Raw genomic sequence first — 13,063 nt, 5'->3', positions numbered from 1 at the left:
AATGTCCCAGTTGGGGGAAGTAGATGAATTATCGACCAAGGGTAAGTTCCTCCTTTTTCCCCAAGATACCCTGGGGTCGCCAAAGCATCAGCAGCATTAAAATCAAGCCAATTATCATAATCCGAAAGGCTCCCAAACGGTCAGCCTCGATGAATGCTAGTTGAGGTAAGAAAAAGCGAGTCCCCTCGGAATATGCCCAGAAAATTATCGCCCCTAAGATAGCCCCGGCATTGCTACCTGCTCCACCTAAAACGACGATTGTCCAGGCATAGAAGGTGATTAGCGGCTCAAAGTTAGTTGGATAAACCGTGGTCAGTTGCCATGCATAGAACGCTCCGGCAATTCCCGCGATCGCTCCTCCTAACATCAACGCCTGTAACTTATACCAAAAGACATTTTTTCCCAAGGCTTTAGGGACTTGCTCATCTTCACGGATGGCTTTGAGGATTCTACCCCAGGGCGATCGCACGGCGATTTCCAAAAGCCAGTACACTACCGCCAACGTCATCACCGACACCAGCATTAATCCGGCTCTAGAACTGTAGTTGTAAAGTGCAATCACCCCTGCACGGTACAGTACTACTCCACAAATGGCGATCGCCGCCGCGAGTACAATCAAGCCGATGTGTTGATAGTTTTGCTTCTCTTGTTGACTTTGCAGTGTCTGCCAGTGCCGCTTGACTACCCTCCCCAATCGCCAAAATGCAAAAATGACCACCAGTGTCAGCAGGGCAATCAAAATTCCCTTCCCCAACAGGTTCGGGCGAAAATCTGCTAAGGGTAAGGGGTAGTTTTGCACCCCAAATGACCCTCTAGTCAGCCACTCTTCATTTAATGCCACCAGACGCACGACTTCCGAAACGCCAATTGTGACAATTGCCAGGTAATCTTCCCTTAAGCGCAAGGTTGATATTCCGATCAGCAACCCCAACCCCGCTGATAAAACCGCACCGATTAACACGGCGAAAATCAACGGTATTCCCGCTGCCGTCAATAAAACTGTGGCATAAGCCCCTATTGTCATAAAGGCAACATGACCGAAGTTGATCAGCCCCGTATAGCCCCACTGCAAATTTAAGCCCAAGCTAAACAGCGCGAACGTTGCCGCAGAAATGACTAAAAAAACTAGATAATTAACCATTACCTTGCAAACCTGACAAATTAACTCGCCCATTTTTTGAAAAGAAATGAGCAATCGGGAAATATAGCAATTCTAGATGATTGATCAAATATCTATGGCGGTGTAGGGGCATATAGCTCCCTATCATGCGCGATCGCCAATGATTTAGGACTGCTATGGCATCGTTTACAGATGGCGATCGGATTGTACCGCAGTAGCTGGATTAGCCCTATAGAAAATCACTCCTCAGACTTTCTTTCGCTTAAACCATTGAAAGTTCTTTCCTAGAGATATGCCATGAATTTGCTTAGAGATCGATTACAGCACCTGATAGAACAACTCCCTGACGTAATTGCTCAACTGAGCGACGACAACTTGGAAGATGCATGGAGTGCCTTACAACCGCTTTATTATGACCTTTACATGCTCAGAGCCGTTCAGGAAGCCAAGCGAACGATCAGCCCAGGTGATATCCTGACTCACGAAGAAGCACTACAAATACTACATTTTTTTTTAAAGGGCTGATGGGAAGCCCAAGCTGGGAGAGGTCATTAATTTTCAAGGTGTACTGGTGTGAGCATTGAAGTGCGCTATGCTCGGTCTTTTTTGCGCGACCTGAAAAATTTAGAGTCTGCTGCCTATCAACGGATCTATGAATTTGTCTTTAAAGAGTTCAAGGAGATCGAGCTTCAAAATCTGCCAGAACTACATCGTCTTAGCTCCAATGCAATTTTTTACCGATTTACAATCGATAACTACATCATCGCCATTGAAGTGACAGGGCACATTGTTAAGTTCCTGCGGGTTTTACCAAAACCAAACATCTAGAGTTGACATTAGTGCTGAGTGCTGAGGAGGGGTGAAGTATGGAGGAGGTTATCAGTTCTCCTCATCTCCCTAACCTCTATTCATCGCGATCTTTATATTCCCTGTATGCAAGTTCGGATAGACAAGGGCGTATCTTAAACTTGTGAGTGAGAAAAAACGAAGATTGAGAGCTACTTTATGGACACCGCTGCACTCTGGCAACGTTACCAGGACTGGCTTTATTACCACGAAGGATTAAATTTTTATCTTGATGTCAGCCGTATACGATTTGATGATGCCTTTGTGGAGGCGATGCAACCTCAGCTTGAGAAAGCATTTAAGGATATGGATGCCCTAGAGAAGGGGGCGATCGCTAATCCTGATGAAAATCGCATGGTTGGTCACTATTGGCTGCGTGACCCAGATTTAGCTCCCTCCCCAGAAATCCGGCAAGAAATCATTTCCACCCTAGAAGAGATTGAAGCCTTTACTGCAAAGGTTCATTCCAGTGCGATGCATCCGCCAGGAAGCTTCAAATTTACTGATATTATTTCGATTGGTATCGGTGGTTCGGCTTTAGGGCCGCAGTTTGTCTCTGAGGCGATCGCTCCCCTCTCTCCACCCATGGTGCTTCACTTCATCGACAACACTGATCCCGCTGGGATTGATGCTACTCTCACCAGACTACAAGACCGCCTTGACCGCACGCTAGTTCTTGTCATCTCCAAGTCAGGAGGGACGCCAGAAACCCGTAACGGCATGAGCGAAGTTAAGAAAGCCTACGAGTCACAGAACCTTAACTTTGCTCCCCACGCTGTCGCCATCACGGGGAGAGACAGTAACCTCGATCAACTCGCTAAATCGGAAGGCTGGCTGGCAAGATTCCCCATGTACGACTGGATTGGCGGACGCACCTCAGAAATGTCCGCAGTGGGACTCCTCCCGGCGGCACTCCAAGGCATCAATATTCGCGAAATTCTAGCGGGTGCCAAAGAAATGGATGCTGCCACCCGTATCCATGACATCAAGAAAAATCCGGCTGCCTTGCTAGCTTTATCCTGGTACTTTACTGGAAATGGCAAGGGAGAAAAAGATATGGTCGTCTTGCCCTACAAAGATAGCTTGCTACTTTTTTCCCGTTACCTGCAACAGTTGGTGATGGAATCTCTAGGGAAGGAAAAAGACTTAGATGGCAATACCGTTCATCAGGGAATCGCGGTTTACGGCAACAAAGGCTCCACCGATCAACATGCCTACGTCCAGCAACTGCGAGAAGGTGTTGCCAATTTCTTTGCGACTCTCATTGAAGTGCTAGAAGACCGTAAGGGAACCTCTCCAGAAATTGAACCCGGTGTCACTTCTGGGGACTATTTATCCGGTTTGTTGCAGGGAACTCGCAAAGCACTCTATGAAAATCATCGAGATTCTATCACTCTCACCATCCCCCAGGTCAGCCCTAAGACTGTAGGCGCGTTAATTGCACTTTACGAGCGTGCTGTGGGACTTTATGGTTTCTTGATCAACGTCAATGCCTACCACCAGCCAGGGGTGGAAGCCGGGAAGAAAGCAGCAGCAGCGATTCTAGACTTACAAAAAAGGGTGATGGAGGTACTCCAGGAAGCTGATGCCCCGATGCCTCTCACCGTTGTCGCCCAGAAAGCCGGGGCAACTGAGGAGATTGAAGCCATTTACAAAATCCTCCGTCACCTCCAAGCCAACAAGCGGCACGTCGTCTTACAAGGCAATATAGGAGAACCCAGCAGCTTGATGGTGTCTGCTAGTTAATCGCCAGGTTGTGAAGTACTGCTTGAGAACTGCACTCAATTCACTGACAGTACTTCACCTACTCAATCAAGTCACTTTTTTTAGCTGTAAACGGTGTTGTTGAGCCGCCATAACGCTGATGATATTGGGTGGGGTTTGGCAACGCTGGCAAGTCATCAGGTGAATACTACTGTGTGATGCGGGGTTGAGAAATGTGTTGAACACAGCCGACGCGATCGCCACTTTGCCCACCCAAACACAACCACAAGTCTCATTTTTTCGTTTCTATACCACGAAGACGCACGGATTGTCGTTTCAGTAACAATATTTTAGATGTTGCTGACTTAAGTTAGAGCTTAGGCTCAACTTAGTAGGATGCGTGGTATGGCCTTAATTAATGGGATAGAGGTTCGTCTACTGGAGAGTATCAAAGGAGGAATGACTGAGTTTTACACCCCTCAGTCCAGCCATGAGACGATGCTGGTACAGATTCCAGCAGCAACCGTTGATGATTTATTTGTCCATCGCTTTCAGACCGATCAATTATTAGTCGTTCGGGGAAGTTTTATACTGGTAGTGTTGCAGAACCGCTGCTATCAGTACATTCCTTTGAGTGAATATCAGCCTATTTTGGTAAAAATTCCTCCGGGTGTTCCTCATGGGGCAATTAACCTTAGTTCTGAGCCTCGTGTACTGGTGAATGCTGTACTGCGTCACGGGTCTGCTCACGAGCGAGATTATCGCCCTCTTAAACGACCTTTTCCTTACGATTTAGCAGTTGCTCAGGCAAAGTTGACCGAACAGCTTAACTACACTCAACATTCAATTTTCATGTCTGAAAGACCTGTCATGAACCCCATGCCTAAAGGCAGGGGCTTGTAGACTGCCCGATTCTAGCGGGATACAAGCCACAACATGACCAGCCTAAGACCTTCGAGGTCTACGTTTTCACGCGTCATGATACCTACAAATGCGTCGCTAGTTTGTAGCTCTATCGTTGGTTGTTAAACATCTGTAGTGGGTTAAGGAAGTGCAGCCAACCCAACAAGCCTGGAAAACATTGGCGAAGCGAACGTTACGAGCAATTAGAGGAGACGCAACAATGTCTAACTTTGTCTTTGTAGTGGATACCAATCGCCAACCGCTCTCACTCTGTACAGCCGGGATGGCAAGGTCATTATTAAAAGCGGGAAAAGCAGCGGTATTTCGCCGCTATCCCTTTACGATTATTTTGAACAAGGCAGTGGTCACTGAGCACTTCGACAAGCTCAGTGTTCCACCTTGCCGAAGTGTGGTCACTGACCCTTCCCTTCGACACGCTCAGGGCAATGCGACTGCCCTTCGGCAAGCTCAGGAACCACGCTCAGGCCGAAGTGTCGATTCGCTTGAAGTGCTGACCTCAAAACCGTTGCTGATTGCGGCAAAAGGGCATGGAACCCGCCAGATGTGCGGCACTGATAAGTATGGGTTTCCCACTCGGCATCGCTCACGGATGCAGATTCATAAAGGCTTTCAGACTGGAGACCTTGTTGCAGCAACAGTTACAACAGGTAAGAAAATCGGCTTCTATGTGGGGCGGGTTCTTTGCCGCGCTTCTGGCAATTTTGATATTGCCACTTCATCGGGAAGAGTGGCTGGTATTAGCCACAAATATTGCCAAGCAATTCACAAAAAGGATGGTTACTCCTATGGATTCTGATTCAAGGCGACTGAAGTCACTGCCGCTTTCCTCCCTATGTCTAAAGCCAAGGGCTTCTCGCTCGTTTTCTGGTGAGGTAAGTAAGCTTGCTCAGTGGCATAGATTTTCAGTTAGGCTAGGGAGGCGGTAAGTAGGCTCGTTAATGATCGCGTCTTTACAGGAATAATTAAAATTTCCTGCATTTATGAGCAGACTTGACCTAGCTTAAGAATAGATTTGCTTTTATTCGGTATCTTATGCCATTGCTCATCCTGGTTGCCGATGACAACCTGGGAACCCGCCTTTCTGTCAGCGATTACTTGGAGATGTCTGGCTACTCAGTCGTTACGGCTGAGGATGGTCAAAAGGCGTTGTCCTTGATCGATACCTACCATCCTCACCTGATTGTCACAGACATCAACATGCCGAGGATGGACGGTTATGAGTTGGTGCGTGCAGTTCGCCAGCGTCCTGTTTTTCGGCTTTTACCCGTGGTTTTCCTCACGGAACGCAGCACTACAGAGGAACGAATTCGCGGTTATCAATTGGGATGCGATATGTATTTACCTAAACCCTTCGAGATGCAGGAGTTGGGAGCGGTAATTCGCAATCTGTTAGAGCGATCGCAAATGATCCAGTCGGAGTGGCGTTTTTCTTCACCTGAGGGGAACGCTCCTGCGGAAAAATCGGCAGCAACGTCAAAAAATTCCCATGAGTTGCACAAGCCAAGCGCCTCGCCTATCGCTGAGGACTTTCATCTCACCAAGCGAGAACAGCAAGTTTTAGATTTCCTGACGACAGGACTATCTAACCCCGAAATTGGCAATCAACTCCACCTCAGTCCTCGAACAGTAGAAAAGTATGTGTCTAGTCTCCTGAGAAAAACCCAAACCAATAATCGTGCCGAACTTGTCCGCTTCGCGATGGAAAACCGTTTAGTAAATTAACGAGTTGTCTGTTATCCCTTAGAGACTAATTGCTCTTGCTTAACAATCTGCTTGAGTAAACCCTCACAAGCGTCTAGCAGTAAACTGATTACCTGATCAAAACCTTCTGCACCGCCATAGTAGGGGTCAGGAACTTCTTGGGCGTTGTGATGGGAGGCAAACTCACACATTAGTCGTACCTTGTCCTGATAGCGACCTGTTGGATCTAGAGAAAGAATATCAGTGTAATTCTCCCGATCCATTGCCAAAATTAAGTCAAAATCCTCAAAATCAGACGTTTGAAATTGCCGTGCTTTTCCTCGGAGGAAAATGTTTCGACGCTTTGCAGCGGCGGTCATTCGTTGGTCTGGGGAAGCGCCAATATGATATCCTCCTGTACCAGCAGAGTCACAAACGATGCTTTGACTCAGTCCTGCTTGCTCAATCAGGTGGTTCATGATATTTTCTGCCGAGGGCGATCGGCAGATATTTCCTAGGCAGACAAAAAGTAACTTGTAAGGCATCAGTCAATATTGATTGAGACGACAATTAGCAAGGGGGTGGGAAAACTAGATCCTTTTCCCGGATCGGTGTCCGGCATTAATGTTAAGTTTAGCAACGAAGCTGCCCCACATTGGTATGGCAGTAATAACGGATATCGCGATCGCACATGGTATTATTTCTTGCTCTCTAGTTACTCTCTAGCTGCTGATCCCCAGCCCTAGTAAGCTGGAGCAATGTCGTTTTTCTCCCCCAGAGAGGCGGCTTTTAATTTGTAGATGATTTGAGGAAATTACTGATGTTTACATCCCGCCGAAACTCTTACAGCAAAAATCGGCGTTGGCGAAGTTCGTCACAGACATCGCGCCAGAAGCCTCTCATCATTCTTCTGTCTATCCCCCTGATTTTGATTCTTCTGGAACTACTGGTAAGGCTTTTAGTTGGTGTGGCTGGAAAAAATGCAGAACTAGCCGCCTATGAAGGGGAGAGCGCTATTATTACGGCTTACAACTTGAAGTTTCTTAGCCCTAGCCAGCAGCCCTATCAGGGTTTACCAGATCAAGGAAGCCTAGCTGCTCAACGGAGTCTAGCTGGCGGCTACAGCTTAATGGGCAAGCAAGAAAGTAATTTCTGGAGCATTAATGAGCAAGGTTTCCGTGATGACCAGCCCGTACCGTTGGCAAAACCTGAAAATGAGATTCGGATTTTTCTGTTAGGTGGCTCTACAGCTTTTGGTCAGTGGAATGCCAGTAATCAAGCCACTTTCGCGAGTAAGCTAGAAAAGCGTCTCAACGAACGGGTAGCACAACAAAAGCGTTCTCCAGAGAAGTATCGCCCGTTAACATCGCCCTACTTTAAATCGGAATTGGACAAAGCGCTTACCTTGCCGCCACGGATTCAAGAAGGTCAGTACCGGGTGATTAATGCTGCTGTACCTGGCTACGCCTCTGGCAATGAGATAGCACAGTTGGCGCTGCAAGTTTTGCCCTACAGCCCAGATATGATTCTGGTTTTGGATGGCTACACTGACTTGATGTTGCCGAGTCAGAATGTGGCAACAGATATTCCCAAAAGCGAAGCTTTCCTCAATAACGCGCCAGGGCATTTTTGGACGTATCTGAAGCAGCAGTTGGATGAGGCGATCGCAGATACTTATTTAGTCAAAGCCACGCAATACTGGATATTGCGTCCTCAACCTTCTGTAAGTCGGCTGAGTTTAGTGGCAACGGAAGAGACAATACCCTTGGCAAAACGTTTAGCCGCTGATGAGGAAGAATTAAATCGTCGAGCAGCCCGCTACCGTCAGCACATCAAGCAAATCATCCGCTTAACGACGGGGGCAAATATTCCTTTAATCGTGGCAGTGCAGCCTGAAATTACCGGACGCGGCACTAGCCAGATTGATCCTAGAGAACAGGAAATGCTCTCGGAACTCGGTTCGGACTACAGGGAACGAGTACAACGGGGGTATGCTGCCTTAGAAACTTCTAGACAACAGCTTCAAAAGACGTATCCCAACAATGTCAAAACCCTAAACTTTTACGATTTGTACGAAGACTTTCCTGAGCGTGCCTTTTATGATGCGGTGCATTTGACGGAAGCAGGACATTCTGTACTAGCGGAGCGCTTTTATCAGGCGATCGCGGCAGTACCAAAACTGCAAGTTTCTTTTCCTAAGCCGGAGTGACATTGAAAGGCAAATCTCAAAAATTCCATCAAATTATCTCCCCCAGAGCATAACGTTGGGGGAGACAATTACTAGAAACGATATTACTTACATTCCCGGTAGATTTAGCCCACTGGTTAGCTCTTCCATACGTTCCCGCATGGTGGCGGTGGATGTGTCATAGGCAGATTTCATTGCCGTGGTGACACTAGCCGCAAGTGCTTCTGCTCCTTGCCCTAGAGCATCCGGCGAAATTTCTACCCGCAGGGGTTCTTGGTTACCACTCATGACAACCTTAACTAGTCCATCATCGCTGGTGCCTTCTATCTCCATCTGCTCCAGTTGTTCCTGAAGTTCTTTGGCACCTTGCTGTACTTGCTGGGCTTTTTTGAATGCCTCGGTTAGTTCTTTCATCTTGCCTAAACCGAAGCCGAATCCTTGTCCTTTTGCCATAACTATCTAACTCTGTGTGAATTGGTCACTGATGTCGCGTTAGTTTTCAGTCTAGTTTATATGACACCCTAAGCAGCAATCGGATCTGGGATATTCAATAGACAGACAGCATTAAAGTAGCGATCGCTGCTTGGGTGAGCGGCACACTGACTGAACAAAGCGTTAGAGCCTGGGAGCGTGGCAACTTTAGTCTGATGAACCGAGTGACTACCTCTAAGCCAGTTGAAAATCGCCTAAGATTTTCACTTCTGTCTCTAGAGAAAGCGACCAGTGTTGTTCTACTTGTTGCTGTACATGGCGAATGATCTGGAAAATATCACTCGCTTTTGCACCACCACAATTAAGAATAAAGTTGGCATGACGCTCGGCAACTTGAGCCCCGCCAATTGTGTAGCCTTTTAGCCCAATTTGTTCAATTAACCAAGCCGCTGGGTGAGGGGTGGGGTTCCGGAAAACGCTACCGCAGCTTGGCAAGTGATAGGGCTGAGAGCGCTTGCGTTGTTCTAAATGATTGGTAGTTGTTGCCAAAACTTGGACGGGATCGGCACCAGGCTGCAACTGAAAAGTCGCCTGAGTTACCAGACGACTATCTCCTTGTAAAAGTGAGGAACGGTAGCTAAAGCCTAAGTCTTGGGGAGTCAGTGTTTGAGTTGTGCCATCCGCACAGAGAACTTGCACCTCTACCAAGATATTGGCAGTGCAGCTCTGGTGAGCACCAGCATTCATGACGACGGCACCGCCAATCGTTCCTGGAATACCGACTGCCCACTCCATACCTTGCCAACCGCGTTCGGCAGCTTGCCAAGCTAAGCGGGCAATGGGTTCGCCTGTGCCCACGGTAACGCGCCCCGTTTCGGGATCAAATTTGGTATGCCGCAGGTGGCGAGTCCCAAGGACTAAACCGGGAAGTCCACAATCGCTCACTAACAGGTTAGAACCAGCACCTAATAGGGTTAGGGATAAACCCTCGGATCTCGCCCACTGGTAACTGGCTTGTAAATCTTCAATGCATCGGGGAGCAACGTACCATTCTGCCGGGCCTCCTACTCGAAAAGAGGTCAAGCTGGCTAGGGAAACTTGCGATCGCAACGCACATTGAGTTCCGGGTAGGTACAGTTCTGGCGGCGAGAAGAGGGAATTTTTCCGCTTGGTGAAGCTAGAGGTAGCGCATTTTACGCTTTTTGATTCATGAGACAGGGTCATATAGCTAGGCGTGCTTGATGCCGATGAGTCTACGCGATTGAACTGGAGAGCTAAAGAGCTGCTTGAGAAGCAAGAGTGAATCCACCTTACCTGTGTCAGCCTGTTAAGTGGCTTTGTGAGCTTCTTGGTAGAAGCCGATCACTTCTGGAATGATTTGATTAAGATTGCCTGCTCCCAGGAAGAGCACAAAATCATTCGGTTGAAGAAGTTTTGTCAAACGCTGATAAATAGCGTTTAAAGAGGGTTCGTAGTACACATTGGGCTGGTGAGCGAGGATCGCTTTAACAAGCTGTTGCGCGTTAACTTCCCCTAAATCAGGTTCCCCTGCACTATAAATATCACTAACAACCACCAAGTCGGCACTATCAAAGGATTGAGCAAATTCTTCTAAAAAGGTGAGGGTGCGGCTGTAACGGTGAGGTTGGAAAATCGCTACAACTCTTCCGCCTTCCTTGACTCGCAAACGAGCAGCCGCGAGGGTGACACGGATTTCGCTAGGGTGGTGGGCGTAGTCATCGATAAAGGAAATACCGTTGATTTCACCCCGATACTCAAAGCGGCGTTTGGCTCCTTCAAAGCTGGCGATCGCTGAAGAAATGGTTTCAAACTCTAAGCCCAACTGACGCCCCACTGCAACGGCTGCAAGCGCATTGCTGAGGTTGTGCGAACCCAGTAATTTAACCTGTAGTTCACCCAAAATTTCGTCATTTTCCCAGACTCTCGCCGTCGTCCCACTGGAGTCATAGCGGATCAGATCGACACTGTAGTTAGCTCCCAGATCCCGCCGCAGGCTGTAACTAATAGTCGGCTTGGTTTTTTCTCTGACTACATCGCAATCAATACAACCCACTAGAGTTTGACAGCGATTTGCAAAGGTCTGGAAGGTTTTAATAACCGCATCCAACGACTTGTAGTGGTCAGGATGATCCAGCTCTATATTGGTAATTACGCCAATCTTGCCAGAGAGTTTGGCTAAAGAGCCATCCGATTCATCCGCTTCAGCCACTAGATAGGGGCCATGACCCAGACGGGCATTTCCTTCCCAAGCCTTGACTTCACCACCCACTACAATTGTCGGGTCTAGCCCTGCTGCCAGTAGCATGTACCCGATCAAACTACTGGTGGTTGTTTTGCCGTGAGTCCCAGCAACAGCAATGCTTTGGTAATCTTGAATCAAGGCAGCCAGTACATCTGAGCGATGAAAAATTGGACAGCCTTTTTCAATTGCTGCTTGATACTCCAAATTAAGGCTGTTGATGGCTGTTGAACAAATTACTTGAGGTAGGCTTGCTGCCACTTTCTCAACTGCCAAGGGAATGTAAGACTTTGGCTTTCCTGTCGCGACTTCAGTTGTTACCCTACTACCTACCGCAGTCGGTACCTCACTGGATTTGTCGGTGACTGATTGAAAAAATTCAATGTTAGTAGCATCTTGGCTGCCAAACAGACGCGCGCCGACGGCTTCTAAGCGTTGAGTAATATGCGATGAACGAATGTCCGAGCCAGATACAGGGAGCTGGCGCTTTGCTAGAACGTAGGCAATGGCTGACATTCCAATCCCACCAATACCGATGAAATGGAATGGCTTACCACTAAAATCAACAGTATTCGGCATCTTCTCTCCTTACACACCACACCAAACATGCCCACCGTGTCAATGACACGCGCTATCATATCAAGAATTGATTTTTCAAGATACATCAAAGTATAGATCTAGGCGAATTTCCTAGTTTTTTCCGTTTCAGATGCCTCTTTTGCCCGGTCGCCATACATAATTTTTCTTTCCTCAGACTGTTTTATCAATAGACAGAAAGAATTGGAATTAGTCAGGAATTTTTCTCCCAAAAAGGACATAGTTAATTGAAATTCCAACGGTCAGACTCGAAGTAGTAGCTCGCCACATTAAGAAAGTAATTTTCTGGATGGATAATGTGCGATCGCTCTTCAAATCGCCTCCTAAAAGGAAAGTGCCTCTCTGGTGTTCTGTAGAAACCTTTGATTAGCCTGACTCAAGTGATTGGGTGGGTTACGTCCTGACGGAACGCTACACACTCACGAAGTAGTCTATACGCTAAAGCTGCCCTACAGCGTGACTTAGCTAAATTAGTTTAAATTTCGCAGGATTTATGCACTAGCTGAGGCTGGGTGTGTTGAGGCGCGATGGGATCTGGCGTTTATTCATACCCAGCCACTGACGGGCTTTGGGCGATCGCCTGCATCATTAGCTTATTTGTCTAAAAAGATCTAAATTCATCAGAAATTCTTTAGGTTTGATTTGGAATTTTTATGATTAGGTATAAATCCCTGTCTAGAAAGACTTGCAGGTTGATCAGTTAGACTTTGAGAGGGGGGTGTACCTCTTTGGACTTATGGCAAGAAAGTGAAACATTTCTTAATTTAGGAAAACAAAGGAGGGAAGGCATCAATCAACCCCCTTAAGCCTGTAAATTACCCTTCCTTAAGAGTGATGTTAGAAAACACAGCAAAATCAACCACCAAGCAGCAACCCTTAGAACAGTCTGTTTTCCTAGGTAAGCTCAGAAATGCCATTTGGCTTTTTGGCATCTCATCTTGGCTTTTTGGCATCACAGATAGAAGCATTGCTTCCTTCTCTGACGGCTACTTATCCGCATGGGATCTGATCCAACTGTCTACAGCCTCTTTCTTTTTTGTCAGTTGGCTGTTCTTGAAGCCTGTAAGAACGACTCAGCAAGACGATATTGTCGAATCAGAACGTGAACAGCAAAGTGCCAACGGATAAGATTCAGGGAAATAGCGATCGCTCATGACAAAATTGGTCTTGCTGATTGATGGGGAAACCCCTCGCTTACAGCAACAGAGAAACCATCCAACGGATTCAACTCGGTAGACTGGACTTGCTACACAAGTCATAGAACCTTGCTTGAGGTGTTCCTGGGCATTTCCTTTATGGATATCAATAGGGA

The 13,063-nt window shown here is 47.2% G+C and carries 13 protein-coding genes and 2 pseudogenes; 9 read left to right on the top strand and 6 right to left on the bottom strand.

The annotated features are described in order from the left end of the window. Nucleotides 1–28: 28 nt before the first annotated feature. Nucleotides 29–1,141 carry a branched-chain amino acid ABC transporter permease gene (locus AC5JR3_RS19060; RefSeq protein ID WP_495848139.1) on the bottom strand — a complete coding sequence of 371 codons (1,113 nt, stop codon included), beginning with the start codon at nucleotides 1,139–1,141 and terminating at the stop codon, nucleotides 29–31. Nucleotides 1,142–1,417: 276 nt separating this feature from the next. Between AC5JR3_RS19060 and AC5JR3_RS19055 the strand changes: the two genes are divergently transcribed. From AC5JR3_RS19055 to AC5JR3_RS19045, 3 genes are all read left to right on the top strand, one after another. Further along, nucleotides 1,418–1,645 (top strand): hypothetical protein, encoded by a 228-nt coding sequence (locus tag AC5JR3_RS19055; protein WP_495848138.1) that lies wholly within the window; start codon nucleotides 1,418–1,420, stop codon nucleotides 1,643–1,645. A gap of 48 nt (nucleotides 1,646–1,693) precedes the next feature. After that, nucleotides 1,694–1,948, top strand: coding sequence for a cytotoxic translational repressor of toxin-antitoxin stability system (locus AC5JR3_RS19050; protein WP_495848137.1), 255 nt, complete (start codon nucleotides 1,694–1,696; stop codon nucleotides 1,946–1,948). A 177-nt stretch (nucleotides 1,949–2,125) separates the two neighbouring features. Next, nucleotides 2,126–3,712: a glucose-6-phosphate isomerase gene (locus AC5JR3_RS19045; RefSeq protein ID WP_495848136.1), complete on the top strand. Its 1,587-nt coding sequence runs from the start codon at nucleotides 2,126–2,128 to the stop codon at nucleotides 3,710–3,712. A gap of 66 nt (nucleotides 3,713–3,778) precedes the next feature. Here the strand turns inward: AC5JR3_RS19045 and AC5JR3_RS19040 are convergent, their stop codons facing one another. Then, a complete protein-coding gene (locus tag AC5JR3_RS19040) occupies nucleotides 3,779–3,943 on the bottom strand; it encodes a hypothetical protein (RefSeq protein ID WP_495848135.1) in 165 nt (54 codons plus the stop codon). Between the two features lie 132 nt (nucleotides 3,944–4,075). Here AC5JR3_RS19040 and AC5JR3_RS19035 point away from each other — a divergent pair, with 132 nt between their 5' ends. The 4 genes and pseudogenes from AC5JR3_RS19035 to AC5JR3_RS19020 all read left to right on the top strand — a co-directional run bounded on the left by AC5JR3_RS19035 (nucleotide 4,076) and on the right by AC5JR3_RS19020 (nucleotide 6,316). Continuing rightward, nucleotides 4,076–4,573, top strand: a complete 498-nt coding sequence (locus AC5JR3_RS19035) for a cupin domain-containing protein (RefSeq protein WP_495848134.1) — start codon at nucleotides 4,076–4,078, stop codon at nucleotides 4,571–4,573. 220 nt (nucleotides 4,574–4,793) lie between these two features. Continuing rightward, nucleotides 4,794–4,949, top strand: a pseudogene (locus AC5JR3_RS19030) (RRXRR domain-containing protein); the annotation flags it as partial. A 117-nt stretch (nucleotides 4,950–5,066) separates the two neighbouring features. Further along, nucleotides 5,067–5,390 (top strand): annotated as a pseudogene (locus tag AC5JR3_RS19025) (RNA-guided endonuclease IscB); the annotation flags it as partial. A 236-nt stretch (nucleotides 5,391–5,626) separates the two neighbouring features. Continuing rightward, complete coding sequence (locus AC5JR3_RS19020) at nucleotides 5,627–6,316, top strand: response regulator transcription factor (protein ID WP_495848133.1); 690 nt, start codon at nucleotides 5,627–5,629, stop codon at nucleotides 6,314–6,316. Between the two features lie 11 nt (nucleotides 6,317–6,327). Here AC5JR3_RS19020 and AC5JR3_RS19015 read toward each other — a convergent pair whose 3' ends face one another. Further along, on the bottom strand, nucleotides 6,328–6,819 hold the full coding sequence (locus AC5JR3_RS19015) for a low molecular weight protein-tyrosine-phosphatase (RefSeq protein ID WP_495848132.1): 492 nt from the start codon (nucleotides 6,817–6,819) through the stop codon (nucleotides 6,328–6,330). A 275-nt stretch (nucleotides 6,820–7,094) separates the two neighbouring features. Between AC5JR3_RS19015 and AC5JR3_RS19010 the strand changes: the two genes are divergently transcribed. Next, a complete protein-coding gene (locus tag AC5JR3_RS19010; protein ID WP_495848131.1) occupies nucleotides 7,095–8,483 on the top strand; it encodes an SGNH/GDSL hydrolase family protein in 1,389 nt (462 codons plus the stop codon). Nucleotides 8,484–8,570: 87 nt separating this feature from the next. Here AC5JR3_RS19010 and AC5JR3_RS19005 read toward each other — a convergent pair whose 3' ends face one another. From AC5JR3_RS19005 to murC, 3 genes are all read right to left on the bottom strand, one after another. Continuing rightward, nucleotides 8,571–8,915: a YbaB/EbfC family nucleoid-associated protein gene (locus AC5JR3_RS19005; RefSeq protein WP_495848130.1), complete on the bottom strand. Its 345-nt coding sequence runs from the start codon at nucleotides 8,913–8,915 to the stop codon at nucleotides 8,571–8,573. Between the two features lie 213 nt (nucleotides 8,916–9,128). Next, a complete protein-coding gene (gene murB, locus AC5JR3_RS19000; protein ID WP_495848129.1) occupies nucleotides 9,129–10,118 on the bottom strand; it encodes a UDP-N-acetylmuramate dehydrogenase in 990 nt (329 codons plus the stop codon). A gap of 103 nt (nucleotides 10,119–10,221) precedes the next feature. Beyond that, entirely contained in the window at nucleotides 10,222–11,733 is a 1,512-nt protein-coding gene (murC, locus tag AC5JR3_RS18995; protein WP_495848128.1) for a UDP-N-acetylmuramate--L-alanine ligase, read from the bottom strand. A gap of 852 nt (nucleotides 11,734–12,585) precedes the next feature. Here murC and AC5JR3_RS18990 point away from each other — a divergent pair. Then, complete coding sequence (locus AC5JR3_RS18990; RefSeq protein ID WP_495848127.1) at nucleotides 12,586–12,879, top strand: hypothetical protein; 294 nt, start codon at nucleotides 12,586–12,588, stop codon at nucleotides 12,877–12,879. Nucleotides 12,880–13,063 lie beyond the last annotated feature (184 nt).

Source organism: Kastovskya adunca (assembly GCF_059505785.1).
This window is presented reverse-complemented; position numbering and strand designations above follow the sequence as displayed.

Bases quoted from the DNA above. Each gene is read 5' to 3' on its own strand.
- AC5JR3_RS19060 (WP_495848139.1), bottom strand. From the start codon at position 1,141: ATGGTTAATTATCTAGTTTTTTTAGTCATTTCTGCGGCAACGTTCGCG.
- AC5JR3_RS19055 (WP_495848138.1), top strand. From the start codon at position 1,418: ATGAATTTGCTTAGAGATCGATTACAGCACCTGATAGAACAACTCCCT.
- AC5JR3_RS19045 (WP_495848136.1), top strand. From the start codon at position 2,126: ATGGACACCGCTGCACTCTGGCAACGTTACCAGGACTGGCTTTATTAC.
- AC5JR3_RS19035 (WP_495848134.1), top strand. From the start codon at position 4,076: ATGGCCTTAATTAATGGGATAGAGGTTCGTCTACTGGAGAGTATCAAA.
- AC5JR3_RS19020 (WP_495848133.1), top strand. From the start codon at position 5,627: ATGCCATTGCTCATCCTGGTTGCCGATGACAACCTGGGAACCCGCCTT.
- AC5JR3_RS19015 (WP_495848132.1), bottom strand. From the start codon at position 6,819: ATGCCTTACAAGTTACTTTTTGTCTGCCTAGGAAATATCTGCCGATCG.
- AC5JR3_RS19010 (WP_495848131.1), top strand. From the start codon at position 7,095: ATGTTTACATCCCGCCGAAACTCTTACAGCAAAAATCGGCGTTGGCGA.
- AC5JR3_RS19005 (WP_495848130.1), bottom strand. From the start codon at position 8,915: ATGGCAAAAGGACAAGGATTCGGCTTCGGTTTAGGCAAGATGAAAGAA.
- murB (WP_495848129.1), bottom strand. From the start codon at position 10,118: ATGACCCTGTCTCATGAATCAAAAAGCGTAAAATGCGCTACCTCTAGC.
- murC (WP_495848128.1), bottom strand. From the start codon at position 11,733: ATGCCGAATACTGTTGATTTTAGTGGTAAGCCATTCCATTTCATCGGT.
- AC5JR3_RS18990 (WP_495848127.1), top strand. From the start codon at position 12,586: ATGTTAGAAAACACAGCAAAATCAACCACCAAGCAGCAACCCTTAGAA.